General features: G+C 43.6%; 13 protein-coding genes. 6 read left to right on the forward strand and 7 right to left on the reverse strand.

Translation table 11 applies throughout. The features are described 5' to 3' along the window. Positions 1–322: 322 nt before the first annotated feature. The 5 genes from KU854_RS24815 to KU854_RS07345 all read left to right on the forward strand — a co-directional run bounded on the left by KU854_RS24815 (position 323) and on the right by KU854_RS07345 (position 7,837). A complete protein-coding gene (locus KU854_RS24815) occupies positions 323–2,731 on the forward strand; it encodes a glycoside hydrolase family 19 protein (RefSeq protein ID WP_218357758.1) in 2,409 nt (802 codons plus the stop codon). A 426-nt stretch (positions 2,732–3,157) separates the two neighbouring features. Then, complete coding sequence (locus KU854_RS07330) at positions 3,158–4,201, forward strand: GMP reductase (protein WP_054780581.1); 1,044 nt, start codon at positions 3,158–3,160, stop codon at positions 4,199–4,201. Between the two features lie 143 nt (positions 4,202–4,344). After that, positions 4,345–4,980: a TnsA endonuclease N-terminal domain-containing protein gene (locus KU854_RS07335; protein WP_218357759.1), complete on the forward strand. Its 636-nt coding sequence runs from the start codon at positions 4,345–4,347 to the stop codon at positions 4,978–4,980. Beyond that, the gene (locus KU854_RS07340; RefSeq protein WP_218357761.1) at positions 4,977–6,854 is read left to right on the forward strand and encodes a Mu transposase C-terminal domain-containing protein; all 1,878 of its coding nucleotides are present in this window, start codon (positions 4,977–4,979) and stop codon (positions 6,852–6,854) included. Before KU854_RS07335 ends, KU854_RS07340 begins: the two co-directional genes overlap by 4 nt. Then, positions 6,851–7,837, forward strand: a complete 987-nt coding sequence (locus KU854_RS07345) for a TniB family NTP-binding protein (protein ID WP_218357763.1) — start codon at positions 6,851–6,853, stop codon at positions 7,835–7,837. Before KU854_RS07340 ends, KU854_RS07345 begins: the two co-directional genes overlap by 4 nt. Before the next feature lie 443 nt (positions 7,838–8,280). On the opposite strand, the gene KU854_RS07350 is transcribed toward KU854_RS07345, so the two are convergent. The 5 genes from KU854_RS07350 to KU854_RS07370 form a co-directional block, all read right to left on the reverse strand. Next, positions 8,281–8,940 (reverse strand): pentapeptide repeat-containing protein, encoded by a 660-nt coding sequence (locus KU854_RS07350; protein WP_218357765.1) that lies wholly within the window; start codon positions 8,938–8,940, stop codon positions 8,281–8,283. A 138-nt stretch (positions 8,941–9,078) separates the two neighbouring features. Continuing rightward, positions 9,079–10,203 carry an HNH endonuclease gene (locus KU854_RS07355; RefSeq protein ID WP_218357766.1) on the reverse strand — a complete coding sequence of 375 codons (1,125 nt, stop codon included), beginning with the start codon at positions 10,201–10,203 and terminating at the stop codon, positions 9,079–9,081. A 338-nt stretch (positions 10,204–10,541) separates the two neighbouring features. Continuing rightward, the gene (locus KU854_RS07360) at positions 10,542–11,516 is read right to left on the reverse strand and encodes an IS481 family transposase (RefSeq protein ID WP_218357768.1); all 975 of its coding nucleotides are present in this window, start codon (positions 11,514–11,516) and stop codon (positions 10,542–10,544) included. A gap of 132 nt (positions 11,517–11,648) precedes the next feature. Beyond that, positions 11,649–13,037: a DEAD/DEAH box helicase gene (locus KU854_RS07365; protein WP_218357769.1), complete on the reverse strand. Its 1,389-nt coding sequence runs from the start codon at positions 13,035–13,037 to the stop codon at positions 11,649–11,651. Further along, positions 13,031–13,732, reverse strand: a complete 702-nt coding sequence (locus tag KU854_RS07370) for a hypothetical protein (protein ID WP_218357827.1) — start codon at positions 13,730–13,732, stop codon at positions 13,031–13,033. The genes KU854_RS07365 and KU854_RS07370 overlap by 7 nt, the downstream gene beginning before the upstream one ends. Here KU854_RS07370 and KU854_RS07375 point away from each other — a divergent pair. After that, on the forward strand, positions 13,671–13,877 hold the full coding sequence (locus tag KU854_RS07375; protein WP_218357770.1) for a helix-turn-helix domain-containing protein: 207 nt from the start codon (positions 13,671–13,673) through the stop codon (positions 13,875–13,877). The genes KU854_RS07370 and KU854_RS07375 overlap by 62 nt on opposite strands. 421 nt (positions 13,878–14,298) lie before the next feature. Here the strand turns inward: KU854_RS07375 and cas6f are convergent, their stop codons facing one another. Together cas6f and csy3 are read right to left on the reverse strand one after the other, a co-directional pair. Continuing rightward, positions 14,299–14,922 (reverse strand): type I-F CRISPR-associated endoribonuclease Cas6/Csy4, encoded by a 624-nt coding sequence (gene cas6f / locus KU854_RS07380; RefSeq protein WP_218357771.1) that lies wholly within the window; start codon positions 14,920–14,922, stop codon positions 14,299–14,301. Beyond that, a complete protein-coding gene (gene csy3 / locus KU854_RS07385; protein WP_218357772.1) occupies positions 14,919–15,962 on the reverse strand; it encodes a type I-F CRISPR-associated protein Csy3 in 1,044 nt (347 codons plus the stop codon). The genes cas6f and csy3 overlap by 4 nt, the downstream gene beginning before the upstream one ends. Position 15,963: the final 1 nt, after the last annotated feature.

The raw sequence follows: 15,963 nt of genomic DNA on the forward strand, positions 1-15,963 counted from the left end.
TGTTGCACAGTATGCTTGGCTCAAACGCAAATTCCTATCCTGAATACGCCGCAAATTCAGCGTGTAAATACGAATCCAGTCCAATTTTTCATCCTAGAAAGTTAACCAAATGCTGCTGTGATAATTTGCTCCCAATTTGAAGGGATGGCTGTGCATATAGTAACGGCGATTGTTTCAGGCAATGAGAAGCTGTTGAGTGATAAAGATTTTTGAGGTTGTTCCCATTTAGTTAGGCAGCTCACTCCAATCAAAAAATATGCCTGTAACCGGAATCATCCACGTGCTAAGTGGCTGCATTTTTTTACGATAAGGATTCGACACCATGAAACAAACGGCTTTACTCACCGCCTTAATGGGGGCGAGCTTTATGGCTCAGGGCGCTGTAACCATGAACCCGCAACCTGATCCAGAAAACCCCGGTGGTTATGTGCTGTTGCGCTCTGAGGTACAGGCAGCGGAAGCAGCGAAGAAAAATGATCCAATGTACGACGTGTGGGCAAAAGCGCTTGAAACACTGCCTAATGACATCGTAAACGGCATTGAAGAAGGCCTGGCGACCAACCCGGACAACGTAAAACGTGTTGAGCGCGTATTCCCACGTTCTGACTGGGATTTCCTCACCCATATGGCGGCTCCTGAATATACCTACACCCGCTTCCTGCGTGCGATTGGTAAATTCCCTGCATTCTGTGGCGAGTACACAGACGGACGCGACTCTGATGCGCTGTGTAAGAAATCAATCATTACCGCCTTTGCGCATTTTGCCCAGGAAACCGGTGGCCACATTGCCGTCGATAACGTCTGGGACAACCCACTGGGTCTGGAAGAGTGGCAACAGGCGCTAGTTCACGTGCGCGAAATGGGCTGGTCTGAAGGTCAACCAGGTTACACCACGGGATGTGGCCAGAACGATTGGCAAAACGCTCGCTGGCCGTGTGCGCCAGGGCAAGGTTACTTTGGCCGTGGCGCCAAGCAACTTTCCTATCACTTCAACTATGGTCCTTTCTCTGAGGTGATGTTTGATGGTGACGCGACCGTGTTGCTGAATGACCCTGCGCAGGTAGCAGATTCCTGGCTGAACATGGCTTCAGCGATTTGGTTCTATCTGACACCTCAGGCGCCAAAACCGGCAATGCTGCATGTCATCGACCGTACCTGGGTACCGTCCCAACGTGAAAAAGACGCGGGCATTGGTTATGGCTTTGGTACCACCATCAATATCATTAACGGTGGTATTGAGTGTGGCGAACACAACAAAGACAAAGGTCAGCCTGTTAACCGCGTTCGTTACTACGAAGGTTTGGTGAAACACTTCAACATCAAGCTGGAGGCTGATGAAGTCAGCACCTGTTGGCAGCAAACCCCATACGGTAGCCTGAACCTGAATGGCGCGACAGACGTGCTTTACACCAACTGGGAGCAAGACTATACCTATTCACCGGATTGGCCAGTTTCGTTCCAATGTAAGCTGGTGGGTTATCAAACCGCTTACTCTGCGCTGGTTGACGGCGACTATGAAGCTTGTGTAACCAACAAATACGGTTCACACCAAGGCTACCCTGACGTCCGTGTTGTTGACGATTTGGGCCCAACAGATGGTAAACCTGTCTTCAAAGGCGTCACCAACACCCGTGTTCGCCAGAATGCAACGTTTGACCCAATGGCTGGTGTTACCGCTATAGACAAGGAAGACGGTGACCTGACTCCACGTATTGCGGTTGAAGGCAAAGTAGACACTTCACGTCTGGGCACAACCGGTCTGGTTTACACCGTGACAGACAAAGACGGCAATGTGACCAAAGCTAACCGTACCGTGGAAGTGTTCAGCGAGAAACCGGTATTCACCGGCGTTGAAAAAGTCTCTGTGAAAGTGGGTGATGTATTTGACGCCATGGCCGGTGTTCGTGCACAGGATGCGGAAGATGGTGACCTGACTAAAGCCATCAAACTGGAAGGTAAAGTGAATACAGCAGTTGCTGGTGATTACCGTCTGGTTTATTCGGTTACCGACAGCGCAGGTCAGACTGTGAAAGTGGAACGCGTTGTTTCAGTGACTGCCGGTGGTGGTGAAAGCTGTGGCACTGCTTGGGATAAATCAACGGTATACAACACCGGTGATATTGTCAGCCACAACGGTAAAACCTGGAAAGCCGGGTGGTGGACAAGTGGTCAGGAGCCAGGCACTACAGGTCAATGGGGTGTATGGCAGGAAGTGGGTAGCAGCGATTGTGGCGGTTCGGTAGACCCAGAACCAACACCGTCTCTGACACTGTCTGGCGTGCAATCTGAGTACGTACTTTCAAATGGCAGCGCAACCCTGGGCTTGACCCTGAAAACAGCAACAGCAATGGATGTGACTGTGCTGGTCACCAACAGCAAAGGCGTAGCCGTAGCGGGTGGTTCAACGGTTGTGAAAGTGGAAGGGACTAAAGCAGTTTCGCTACAACTTTCTGGCATGGTTGCTGGTCAGTATAAAGTGGATGTGAAAAGCGATGGCCTGAGCCAGACAGCGATGTTCACCGCGAAGGAAGAAGGCACAGTGAATCCACCAGAGCCAGGTAAATACCCAGCGTATGCGGCAGGTACTGCTTATGCTGCGGGAGATAAAGTGACAGGTACTGATGGTAACACTTACGAGTGTAAACCTTGGCCTTTCACTGGCTGGTGTGCCAACGCATCTTATGCGCCGGGTGAAACGCCATTCTGGACTGACGCCTGGGACAAAATCTGATTCATAGGAAATTAAGACCAAAGCTCTCGTTTATCGGGAGCTTTTTTTTCGCTTTTTTCCTGACATTTGGGACAGACGCGGTGAGTCGAGTGAAGGTGCAATTAATTGTATATTGAGAGTGTTTATTTTAATCGATTGATTTGTATGTCAATTGCGCGGAATTAGCGCATCAGGGGTGGGTAAAAAACGAGCTGGGAAAGGAGTTTTCGAGGTTGTAATCTGACAAAAGGTATCACAAAAAAATTAGGAATATCAGGCTTGTTTAAAAAATTTCTGTTCCTATAATGCTGAAAACCGGAGCGTCTGCCAACGCTCCGGTTTTTTTGTGCCTGCTCGCTGGTTAAGTATTAAGCTGTCTGCCAACAGCAAAACACTCAGAGAGCAAATGTCCGAAAGGGCATGTCTTAATTTGGAAAGGAAAGACAAATGCGTATCGAACAAGACTTGAAGTTGGGTTTCAAAGATGTACTGTTTCGCCCGAAACGTTCTACCCTAAAAAGCCGTTCTCAAGTTGAATTAACCCGCGAGTTTACTTTCAAACATAGCGGTCGTCAATGGTCTGGTGTTCCAGTTATTGCTGCAAACATGGATTCTGTTGGTTCTTTCGACATGGCGAAAGCACTGGCTGAACATGGCTGTATGACTGCAGTTCACAAACACTACACCGTTGAAGACTGGGCGGCATTCGTCTCTGCGTCTGATGCGCAAGTGCTGAACAATGTCATGGTTTCTACCGGTACCTCAGAAGCTGACTTTGAGAAAACCAAAGACATTATGGCGTTGTCTGACGAGCTGATCTTCATCTGTATCGACATCGCAAACGGCTACTCTGAGCATCTGGTTCAGTACGTACAGAAAGTACGTGAAGCGTTCCCAACCAAAGTGATCAGTGCAGGTAACGTGGTTACCGGTGACATGGTTGAAGAGCTGATCCTAGCAGGTGCAGACATCGTTAAAGTGGGTATCGGCCCTGGTTCTGTGTGTACTACCCGCGTGAAAACCGGTGTGGGTTACCCGCAACTGTCTGCAATCATCGAATGTGCTGACGCAGCGCACGGCCTGGGTGGTCGTATCATCGGTGACGGCGGCTGTTCTTGCGCCGGTGACGTAGCAAAAGCTTTCGGTGGCGGTGCTGATTTCGTGATGCTGGGCGGTATGCTGGCCGGTCACGAAGAAAGCGGCGGCGAGCTGATTGAGCAAGACGGTAAAACGTTCATGAAGTTCTATGGTATGTCTTCACAGTCAGCGATGGACAAACACTCAGGTGGTGTTGCGAAATACCGCGCTGCAGAAGGTAAAACCGTTCTGCTGCCATTCCGCGGTTCAGTGCACAACACCATCGCCGACATCCTTGGCGGCGTACGCTCTACCTGTACTTACGTAGGTGCAGCCCAGTTGAAAGAACTGACTAAGCGCACGACGTTTATCCGCGTTCAAGAGCAAGAAAACAACGTATTCGGTCGTGAGTAATCACGCCTTTTTGAACCGCCGTGTAAAAACAACCATGCGTTGAACTAAAACAACCAAACCTTGAAACTAAGACAACCATACCTTGAGAGCGTTTAAAAAGTGTACCACACTTTGTACGGTTTACTACGGTATGGTTGTTTTTTATGAGTGTCAAAAAGCGAGTCCTCAGAAACTCCAAAGTCAAAAACATTTCCCGATTTGTCAGTCTTAAAACAGACTCCGTGCAAATGACTGAATCAGATCTTGAATTCGATGCCTGTTTCCACTTTGAATTCTCTCCTCAGATAAAAACGTTCGAAACACAGCCATTAGGCTTTAAATATCAGCTAAATGGTCGTTTGCATCGTTACACTCCCGATGTGCTTTGCCATTTTTTCGATGGCTATGCTTCTTACTATGAAGTCAAACCTAAGTGGATAACTCAACAAGATGAGTTTTTAGAAAAATTTGAGGCTCAGAGACATCATGCATTGTCTATTGGCCACGACCTAAAAATATTGACGGAAGAAGATATCCAGGTTTACCCGCTACTAGACAATTTAAAAATCATCCACCGATATGCATGTTCAGATCGCCTCGATGATGTTCAGATACGACTTCTTAAATTATTCCAAAGATATGGAGAGTTGAGAGTTTCACAAGTTTTGAGCAACAGCGAAGGAAAACCAACAATTATTTTGCCCGCATTGTATGACCTAATTGCGAAGAAACTCCTTGAGTTAGATTGGCATAGTCCTATCAACCATGAAACGCTAATTTGGGCAGGTAGCAAGGCATGAGTGATGATACTGGAGGTTCTCATGATTTCGGGAGCTTCTTTCCCCAAAAAGATAGCAATACGTCGGAACCCAAAATTTCCGTCGGTGTGGCATTTGGAGAAGAACTCAAAGAAGCTTATACCGACATATTTGCTTTTGATGAAAAGAGAAGAGACGAAGCAATTTATAGATACAATATATTAGATGCTCTTGTGGATATTCATGGGCCTAATATGACCAAAAAGAACATCATGCAATCTAAGGTGTTTCTTGAGGAAAAATTTGGTCAAAATGTGCCATCTTCATCATCAATCTGGCGCTATTGGAAGTCTTTTAAAGAGTCAGAATTTAAGCTCTCTTCCCTGATACCAGACGTGACGAAGGGGAATCGGAGCCAGCGAGTTCCAGTTGAGGCTGAGGAATACATTGAGAGTGCTATTCGTTCATTTTTTTCAGAAGAATCACCGACGATACAGCAAGCTTATATTGTTTTGGAAACAGAAATAGATCGACATAATGAATGCCATGATACGAAATTAAAAACTCCGTTGTCACTAGAGGGTTTTAGAAAACGGATAGTTAAGACCCCGGATTATGACAAGCTACTCATTAAAAAAGGGAAGAAAGCGGCTGATGCATTTTATAATAAAGTAGGGCAAAGACCTGAAACCACTCGTGTATTACAACGAGTTGAAGCAGACCATACAAGATTGGACCTATTCGTTATCGACGAGGCACGATCTATTCCCCTTGGTCGACCTTGGCTAACTTTGCTCTTTGACACGCATACTAAAAGCGTTGTAGGCTTTTATCTTGGCTTTGAGCCGCCAAGTTATTTATCCGTTTCTTTGGCTTTAGAGAATGCCATCTTACCTAAAGACTATGTTAGAGAACTTTATCCGGAAGTTCAGAACACTTGGCCATGTTATGGCATACCTGAACACTTAGTCGTTGATAATGGTGCTGAATTCAACAGCAAAGACTTTGTGACAGCGTGTAAAACACTTCACATAAAAGTCAAAAAAAATCCTGTGAAGAAGCCTTGGCTAAAAGGCGCCGTGGAAAGATATTTTCGCACAATCAATAACAAGCTTTTATCTGGTATTCCAGGAAAAAGCTTCACCAACATTTTTGCTCGTGGTGATTATGATCCGCAAAAAAATGCGATTATCACTCACAATCAGTTAATGAAAATTATCCACGTTTGGCTTATCGACGTCTATCAATCAAGTCCGAACTGCCTAGAAACAAACATACCCAACCTAGCTTGGTCTGAATCGATAAAAAGTGCGATTCCCCCTAGGCCTTTCAAAGGAACTAGCGATGAGTTACGGTTTAATCTAGGTAAGAATGCAGAAGTTTCTTTAAACAAAAATGGCATTCAATTTAAAAAAACTCTTCGCTATTCAAGTCGCACTCTAGCACTTTATTTTGGTAAGCATAGTTTTAAAGGAAAGAGTATTAAGGTAAGGATTAAATACGATCCTACGAACATGGGAAAAATCTATGTTCTAGACATGGATAAGAATGAGTTTTTCGCTGTCGAATCTGTGAATCCTGATTATGCCTATTCTGTTTCGGAGTGGCTGCATAAGGTGTGTTGTGATTTTGCCCGAAGCCATATTCGGAAAAACTATGTTCACAAAGATGTTGTTAAAGCTTGGCGAGTTATATTTGATACGATTTATGATGCGTTTCATTCTAGAAGTGAGAAAAAATCCAACTTGGGAATTAGAGATGCCTCAAAGTCTAAAAGGGTATTAGAACATGCTATGCGAACTAAATCGGATGTTCAACCTCAGGAGAATTTACTTGATGAAGATGAAATCGATTGGGGGGTGGAAGTGAATACTGATGGATGGAAAATTGATTCTGTCCAAGGGGAAGTTAAATGAACGATAAGGGAAGTCAGTATCAAAAAGTGAAGAGAATTTTTATCTGTGATAGCCAGATAAATGAAATTTTGGCAGATATACAAGAATGTAGAGAAGATAGTGATCGTATATCTGAGCCTGAATGCATGATTGTTGTTGGAGATAGCGGCTCAGGAAAAACCACAATCATAGATAAGTACCTAATGGATAACCCAAGAAAAGAAGGCGTCGATGGATCTGTTATCCCTATTCTATCTACATCTTTACCTGCCAATGCAAACCCAATTACTGCTTCAGAAAGCTTGCTGTCAGCAATGGGAGACCCATTCGCTTTTGGTCGGGGAAGGGATCCTGCCGAACTGATGAAAAGCGTTATAGATTTGCTTCGGGAATGCTGTGTCGAACTCATCATTATTGATGAGTTTCAGCATATGATAGATAGAAGAAGTAAGGATGTCCTCCATAATGTGGCAGACTGGCTGAAGATGATAATTATTCAGTCTAAAGTGCCCGTTGTCTTGTTCGGTATGCCATATTCAACAGTTATATTAGATGCTAATCATCAATTACTCGGTAGATTCGAATCACAGCATCACTTACAGCCATTTAGAGTAAAAAAACAAGAGGAACTTACGAGATATAAAACATTTTTAACGTTGGTTGATCAGGCTTTACCATTCGGAAATAGCTCGAATTTGGCTTCAGAAGAAATGATGAAGCGAATTTACGTTTTTTCTAAAGGAAACATGCGACTGATCAGACGCCTTATCAACAAAGCATCGAAACTTGCTCTCATCGATGGTTCGCAGCACATATCGTTACAACATCTATCGCTAGCAGCACCAAAAGTAAGTCGCGGAGCCTGTGCTCTAGTGAACCCTTTTATTGTTGATATTAAGAAGTTGAAGGTAGTCGAGCCACCGATTGATGTTGGTTGGGAGAATTACCTATCGTCAAAGATAGATGACGATAGAAAATTTACGCCTAAAGAAGCACTTGGTTAAGTGCGTTGAACGTGAATTCTCCTGCTCAGTTTACAAGCGTCATTGGTGGCCCTGAAACTCAAAACGGGACAAGAATCAGTTAGACCATATGCTCTAAATGTTCTTCTTCGGATAACTTGAATTTGGGTCAGTGATCATGTTGTGTCTGGAAAACGGGCTTGTTCAATACCCAGATAAAGTGTCGGCTATGTGACACTTATTCATTTTTGTTATGTGAATTTTTTATAGCGCTGAAGGTTAATCTCACCACCAAACATAGAACTGATATTTACAACCACTTTGTATAGAATTAACGCAACAAAAGATGAAATTGTTAAAACATCCATTACCATAGGCAATACCTCCACTAACTTTGAAACAATTAACGCTGTAACCCCGCATCAGTCCGTAGACTAGCATTAACCGTTAGCACCAGAGTTCTATGGGTGGCAAGACCGGGGGATTTAAAAGCTACCACCGTTTACGACTTTACGCAATACGTTTTGTATGTAACTGAGGGTATGAAACTCACGCTCAATTAACAACGCAGCTTCTGGAAGAATAGCGACAAGATTACTTTCACCAAACTCTTCAACCAGGACTCCTAAAGAGATTGTATCCAGTTTTCCTTTTTTTCGATGTAAGACCGTCGACCTACGGATAAAATCATGCTCTCTGAGCTGATTTACAACCTCCACAAGAGCGAGATCAAAGTTACTTTCAGACGGATAAGTTTCGTAAAAATGAGTATTGACAAAATAATTTTCCGGAAGGAATATACGCAAGTTCGTTGAGCCAATAAATTTACAGTTTATGAATTGCGCATTCTTAAGTTTTGCTTTCTCGAAAGTCGATGCTGCAATAATACAATCAGAAAATATAGCGCACTCCAAATTACACTTTCTAAATAACGCACCACGAACTAAGCAACCTTTAAACGATGCACGAACCATATTGCAAAATTTAAACTTTGTTCCGACTAGCGAAGTACGATCAAATGTGCAGTCTGAGAAGTTTGAGTTGTAACTGACTGCCTTATTGAAATTCTTCAGGAGAAAATTTTTCGTTGAAGCATCATGATTTGTATAGCCGAAAGCCAGCCTATTTCGGTCATTTATTGTCATTATCACCCTCTAAACTCAGTAACTCACATAACGTTAGAATAATGGTCGTTTACCAACCTAAACTGATTGAAACACCCGAATCACAGCGTTCCTATGAAAAAATGCGCGACGAGTAAATGTCCCTCGTTGATTCGTTTGTTAGACCAGTTTCTTGCTATGCTTCCTAGGTCTTCTAAGATACATATCCGCCAACCCTTTTTCGATAGTTTCAAACAACTCTTCACTACATTCGTCATCTATAGTTGTCACATTATGTTGCAACATTGCCGATTCAATTATGCGCATCTTTTCTCTTTGAATATCCAGTTCTGATATATAGTCAAATAGCGGAGCGAGTTGTTTTATAGCTTTCGATTGGATGCAACCTCTTGTAATGAGAATTGTTTGCAGGCTGCTGTTAATTTCTATGTCTAAATCTAATTTTTCTAAGGAGACAGGATCTATGGCATAGCAACAAGAAATGTCAGGGCCAGACCAATGTCTTGAGAGCAAAACACTAAACCTAAATCCTCCGAATAGTTCGACAAGTGCAATACACAACTTTTCTCTTCGAGAGGAATATAAAAACATACGATGATTTATGCTAGACACATTATATTTTTCTGGGAAATAGGAATTTGTGTCAGAGAAAACGAAATCTTCAATATTTTCATCACTACCATTGATGTATTCGATGACATCATTAAATTCGCCATTTCTTAGTCTCGAAGGGGATACTTTTGTAGCTAACATCGTAAGAGCCATTTTAGCTACAGACCTCAAGTCATCTTCACAGAAAGAAAATGTTTCATTAATTTGAGCTCCGTATTGAGACACTAGCGTGATAGTTCCATTCTCTACGTCATTTAGAGACTTACCACGAGATTTCAATTGACCCTCAACGATTTTTAGAGCTTGCTCTTCGGTGTTAGCTATAACTTGAAAACTGGTTTTACTAGATTCCGTTTTCCATTTTTGTTTAATCTTACGTTGTTGCATTTCCCCATTAGGTAACAAATTATAGGATTCACCACCTAGCTTTACCGCGTCTATTTGCGTTGGGGCACTCTTGTTACGACCTGTAGTTATGTTTAGCAATGTTGATAGAATGGACATCCTTGAAGATAACCCATCATCAATTGTCTTTCCTAAACGATTATTACAAACCTCACAACAAATATTCCTAGACACCTTTCTTCCGCCCAAAGAGGATAAAACTGCATGCTCTTTAGATCCTTTTCCTAGCGGAAAACGCTCTGTTTTACAATAAATGCAATCTAACATGTCTCTCCTATTGATCTGACAATTTATTAGGTCCAAAAGTGGGTAATTAAACATCCCACTCTAGGATTTTTTGTGCATCCCCCGAACACTTTATCTTAGCATAAGTGCATGTTTTGATTAGAGTGTCATCATTCGCCACAAGATCACGAATGAGGAAGCACAACAAGGTGGGTATTGCTACCAACCTCTCGTTTAGGATTAGGAAATCTATCGAAAACTCTCGATATGAGAATTATGACGTTAGCCTTCGCCAAAACGGAAAGGGGCAGAATCATGCCAGAACAGATCTCCCTGGCACGAGTAGGGGCACAATCGTGTTAGCCAATCATGGCTAATACCTAAGTGTCAGATCCCCGGTGATTGATTGGCTTTACGCGAAACAATTCGGGTGAAGCCTGATAGTACTTTTTCAGACGCTCGATGGGAGCGGTATGCCCAAGAGCCTTTTGAGGAATGTGATGATTGTAGACGTACTGATACCGCATTAAAGTGGCCTCTAGATCATCCCGGCAATCGAATCGCATTGTTTTCAATATGTCAGATACACGACCATTGAAACGTTCCACCATTCCATTCGTCTGAGGCTTCCCGGGTGAGATAAGTCGATGCTCGATGTCGTGCTCTGAGCATTCCTTGTCGAATTGATGATTGCCGGTAGGCTGCCGCTGTCCTGTTACACAGAAACGGTCTGTGAACTCTTTACCGTTATCAGTCAGCACAGTTTTGATAATGAACGGTGCCTTTTGGGTCACCGCTTTGAGAAAGCGTCTTGACGTTCTGGCGGTTTTGTCTGGTAAGAGCTGCAAGTATACCCAGCGCGTCGCCCTGTCGATCGCAACGTATAGATACCGACGACGAGGCTCGTCAGGCATCTGCGGCAGGTATTTGATGTCGATATGCACATAGCCAGGCTCGTAGGCTTTGAATGCTTTAGGCGACGGCTTAGGTTCGGTTTCTGGATACAGAGCTTTTAGATTACCAACCCCGCAGCGACGGAGACATCGATCCAAACCAGATCGCGATACGTCGGGATTGATGAACTCTTTGGTTAATGCGAGTAGGTCATCCAACGGCAGCAGTAGCGTTTTACTCAACTCCACGACAAGAATTTCTTGGGCTTTGCTCAGCGTCGTGCCCAGGTTGTGCTTGGTATGAGAGCCATCTTCAACGGTATTGCGGTGCTTCCAACGACGTACTGTGGATTCGGCAATACCAAACTCACGGGCTAGTGTGGCAACAGGCCTATCCGATTCTTGAATTTGTTTTCGGATTTTGGGCGTCGTGGTTGCATTGGCATGGAGCTTAATCTGCATGTGCTGTCGTCCTTAGTTGCAGGATGAACTTGGCTATCCACTCTTGAGAATACAGAAATCTTGATGCGGAGTAATCAAGCCATTCATATGGGACCTGACACCTAAGAATAGAACGCGCTAATGAACTGTCATTCACACGTGGGTGTAACGAAAAGCCTCTATGACACGTTGTTTAAACTGATTTAGCTGGATGGTCGTTTGAACCGAATCTTCACCAGTCTCCCTCGTCATGTCAGTAAACTCAGCTCCCCAAGTGAGAGTCTGCGTATCACTTTCATATGTCGACTTTTTTGAAAGTTGCTCGGTCATCCCGATTTTTTCTTCTGCACTCGCAACCGTGCCAAGTGAGGCTGAAGAAACGTACATGCAACTATCTGGAATATCTTGTTCAATTTCTTCTGCAAATGTCGTTAGTGATGGTTCGGCAAATGTGTACAACCAAGCTTCTTGATTTGGTGCATCTGTGGTCCGCAAAATTCGGCCTAGCACCTGTCGAAAATGCAGTTCAGTCTTAATGTTGCTTAGGTGGCAACATACTTGGAGTCTCGGAATATCAGTTCCTTCGCTTACCATTCCTACGCTAACAATCCACTGGTCACTGCTACTACGATACTGCTCAATGCGTGAAAGTGCTTCTAAGTCTTGGTAAGTGACAATAATTGCGGTTTGTTTATGTACCTGTGTGAGTTCTCTAAAGATTTGATTTGCATGAGGTATCGATGACGCCACAATCAGGCCGCCAGCATTTGGGTTACTTTGACGAATTGTGCCAAGGCGATTCACTGCTAATCCAAGAATATTATCTAAAGCCTTGTCGTGATGAAGAACCTTCTGATAATTCACCTTTCCTATGGAAATTAACGACTTTAGTGAGTCGAAATACTCCGTTGGTTGGTCGCTTTGTTCCAGCTCAATCCTGTCACCATCGATTAATACTATCTTTGGTTGCCGACACACGCGCTCATTGATCGCTTTTTGTAAAGTGTACTGAAAGTCGCAGGCTAAGTGACCTTCGGTTTTGTACTCTGCCAGGGTCAATGGCAGAGAGTCTGAACGCCAAGGTGTGCCTGTTAGTGAGAGCGTAAACGTTGATGCTTTTTGGATTCGCGACAGAATCTGGCTTCCCCAAGCATTAGCGGTAAACTCCGTGCTCCCAGCGCAGTGATGAATTTCATCAAAAATGCAAAGTACTCGATGCTTTGATAGCGCGTTCCAAAATTCGTCGGATAGATATCTAAGGGATTGATAAGTTACAGAAAGCCCTAACGTACCGATATTCCCGTTAAAAGGGCAATTTAGTGTGAACGAGAATGTTGTTTTGATGCCTTTGGCAACCGCTTTTGAAGGGGAGATGCAGACAACAAAATCAATCATTTTGGAATCGAATAAACTCTTTGCCAAACAAGCCGCCATGAAGGTTTTTCCTGCTCCAGGCGTTGCTTGCACTAAGAATCGCTTTTGGCCGTGACTAAATTTATGCAGGGCTTGATTTATGCAGTCTCGTTGCCAAGTTCTCAGCACTGTTTTCCCCTGTGCTCTGCAGTCAATTCAATTGCCTTTGCCCATACGTTCAATTTTGCCATTAGAGAGGCAGCTTTGCGGGTTGCAACATTGTACTCGCTGGCAAGGATCTCCCTCATCGTATCCGAACGATGCATCAGCATTTTGAACTGTTCAATTTCGTCCAATGCAATGGTCAACTCTGATTCTATGTCTACTTTTTCTTTGCGCAGCGACTCATAGATATTCTTAGATTCATCTTTAAGGGCCGTTGCCATAAGGCATTTTGACTGCCGATTCTTTTTAAACTCGAAACGAACAGTGTCGAAGCGTTCGGTCTTCTCGAAACTCTTACGTCTTCCGTCACCTGAACTCTTAACAAGCCCCGCTTCCTCCAATTTCCGAAGTTGTCTTGAAACAGCGAGTCGAACAGCCTGCTTATTGTCTTGAGCACCGTTGAACTCCAACAGATGGTCTCTGATTACTGAGATCGTGAAATGACTTTTTCCTAATGACAAAAGCGCTTCATAGAGATTTTGATTGATTCTAAATACTTCTGACATAGCTCGGCCCAATGCTGAAAAATGCGGATTATATTCCGTGGCAATATAGGCATCAAGAACGGATAGTCTTTCATTTTGTGAGCTCTGAAAAATGAAAGACTTAGCTAAACGCTTTGGCCTCAAACTGCGCAATGCGAGACGGGATAAAGGCATCTCCCAGGACAAACTTGCTTTGCTGGCGGATATTGACAGAAGCTACGTGGGTAGAATTGAGAGAGGGGAAGTGAACATCACACTCGAGAAGGCATATCAAATTGCTGAGGTACTAGAGTGTGATGTAAGGGAACTACTTCCCTGAATGATCGGCTTACTCAGCCGTGGTTTTGTTCTTGAACGCGTATAAAAGTGGTTCGTTTTTTATCAGCTACTTTGCAGCAGTAAAGAGGATTATAGTCCTCATTATTGGTTGAAACAAACAGCCTGATGGCTGTTTGTAATGTTACAGTCCCTGATTTTAGTCATGTGAGGCTTGCATCGGCCTATGCGGCCGTGAACATTTGATAGCCGGATGCGATGATTTCTGACATATTATCAGCGGCCTATGCGGCCGTGAACTAGAGAATAAAGTAGACGCATTTAATGATAATGTTATCAGCGGCCTATGCGGCCGTGAACTGTAACATTTTTAAGGATAATGCAGATTGTTCAAAGGGTTATACTATTTTTGAGAGAAAACCTTTTTTATTTTCTCTTCGAATACACCATTTAGAAACAATAAGTTAAATTGCTGTCTGAAAAAAGGGTTCAACCAGCGGAACAACTTGGTAGTTATCTTCGGAGTTAGCGAGACCATAGCTACTGAAGTGTCCGGTAGGTGTGCGGCTAGGTGAACAGTTCTTCACGATGTTAAGGCGAAATGGTGAACCATTCTGCGAACTTTGTTCTTTCAATGAGTGATAATGTTCGATGATATGAGCCTCAGATTTTGCATAGCGAGAAGGTTCAAACTGTTCACCTCGTGCTAGAGCCCGCTTTTCCAATCTTCGTAGTCTCTTGTTCTTCTGTCCCGGCATTGTCTTGTCTATGGTGTGCTTACGTTCAAATGCAACGTATGAACAGTCTTTAGGGGCAATTTGAAGAGTCGAAACATCAAAGTAGCCGAGCTCCTGCATCTTTACAAAGTATGACTGCTTCAATAAGCACTCTAGTTCCCACTTATCGGTGCAAACAAACGTGATAGCACGACCCACAGATTCATTGCACCACAATGGAAAAGAGACGCCGATCTTGCGAGTATCATGAGCGTAATTGAACCCGTGAAGTACTTGAATACATTTAGTCGCTAGGGCTTCGTTGTTCCTGAGCTCGGGAAGAAAGGCTATAGATTTAAGAAACCATTTCATGACTCGTTTCTCTTCTTTTGAAACATCCCACCCTTGATGAGGCTTGCCATCATAAAGTGCATATCGTTTAACGCCTCTTGTGAAATGGCTGCATTTGATGCAAGTATTTCAACATACTCTTCAGTGCGTTGGAGGAGCGAGAAGAAGTCCTTTCCAGTAGATGGATGGCGGTAGCAAGTAACATCCTGTTTATGAACGCCATAGTGACTAACCCGCAGAAGATCTTCTGCATCTGGATACCAGTCATCAATCATTGCTATGGCTGCACCAGTCTTGTAAAAGCCAATAATGGGGGAGTTTTCGCCTTCTACGAGGGTGCTTTGATAAATCCGGTTATTCTCTCGTTTTTTTGAATCCTTATAAGCCTGACTTGGGTAGAATGGTGTAGTCCTTGGTAGCTTTAAATATGCATTTACTTCGAGTATGGCTTTTGTCTGAGGCGTTGAAAAAGCAGCGATAATTAGATTGACCAAAGTATGCCAATGCTCTGAGTCTTCAAAACTCCTAATATCCGGATAGTCATTTGTAGTGTTATGGAAATTCAGCCTCTGTCCATTCGAGGGCCAATACTTTATTTCAATGTCTAACGAGTACGCTTTTTTTGCATTGCGCCAAATCCATTTTCCCGTACAGATGTTGAATAGATATCGTGAAACCAGTTCTGTCCACCCAACCTTAGACTCATAGAGTTTAACGAATTCGATCATTGTGTTGTGCACTGCGCGTTCACTACAAACGTTAGGTTTTCTGAGTTCAGGTAGAAACGTGACTGAAAATTCACATCTAATATGGTCTACGCCATAAGGCACACTGCAAAAATGAAGCTCATGCGGATTCCCCTGAGCTAGGTACTCTTCAGTCGCATTTGGGTCGATTTGGCCCGATTGTGTGTATGCTGCAGCCATTCCCTCTCTCATTCCTAGGGCAGTTCTAGAGTCGTACGGTAGTGGTTGACTATGTTCATCAGGCCATACTGCGAGAAAACAAACATCGCTGGGCTCAATAGAGCGTTCATACGAAAATTTATATGGTATTTCCATT

Origin of the sequence: Enterovibrio paralichthyis, from assembly GCF_019209835.1 — a bacterium.
GTDB lineage: Bacteria > Pseudomonadota > Gammaproteobacteria > Enterobacterales > Vibrionaceae > Enterovibrio > Enterovibrio paralichthyis.

Excerpts from the sequence above, each read along its gene's own strand:
- KU854_RS24815 (WP_218357758.1), top strand. The coding sequence starts at position 323 with ATGAAACAAACGGCTTTACTCACCGCCTTAATGGGGGCGAGCTTTATG.
- KU854_RS07330 (WP_054780581.1), top strand. The coding sequence starts at position 3,158 with ATGCGTATCGAACAAGACTTGAAGTTGGGTTTCAAAGATGTACTGTTT.
- KU854_RS07335 (WP_218357759.1), top strand. The coding sequence starts at position 4,345 with ATGAGTGTCAAAAAGCGAGTCCTCAGAAACTCCAAAGTCAAAAACATT.
- KU854_RS07340 (WP_218357761.1), top strand. The coding sequence starts at position 4,977 with ATGAGTGATGATACTGGAGGTTCTCATGATTTCGGGAGCTTCTTTCCC.
- KU854_RS07345 (WP_218357763.1), top strand. The coding sequence starts at position 6,851 with ATGAACGATAAGGGAAGTCAGTATCAAAAAGTGAAGAGAATTTTTATC.
- KU854_RS07350 (WP_218357765.1), bottom strand. The coding sequence starts at position 8,940 with ATGACAATAAATGACCGAAATAGGCTGGCTTTCGGCTATACAAATCAT.
- KU854_RS07355 (WP_218357766.1), bottom strand. The coding sequence starts at position 10,203 with ATGTTAGATTGCATTTATTGTAAAACAGAGCGTTTTCCGCTAGGAAAA.
- KU854_RS07360 (WP_218357768.1), bottom strand. The coding sequence starts at position 11,516 with ATGCAGATTAAGCTCCATGCCAATGCAACCACGACGCCCAAAATCCGA.
- KU854_RS07375 (WP_218357770.1), top strand. The coding sequence starts at position 13,671 with ATGAAAGACTTAGCTAAACGCTTTGGCCTCAAACTGCGCAATGCGAGA.
- KU854_RS07370 (WP_218357827.1), bottom strand. The coding sequence starts at position 13,732 with ATGCCTTTATCCCGTCTCGCATTGCGCAGTTTGAGGCCAAAGCGTTTA.
- cas6f (WP_218357771.1), bottom strand. The coding sequence starts at position 14,922 with ATGAAATGGTTTCTTAAATCTATAGCCTTTCTTCCCGAGCTCAGGAAC.
- csy3 (WP_218357772.1), bottom strand. The coding sequence starts at position 15,962 with ATGGAAATACCATATAAATTTTCGTATGAACGCTCTATTGAGCCCAGC.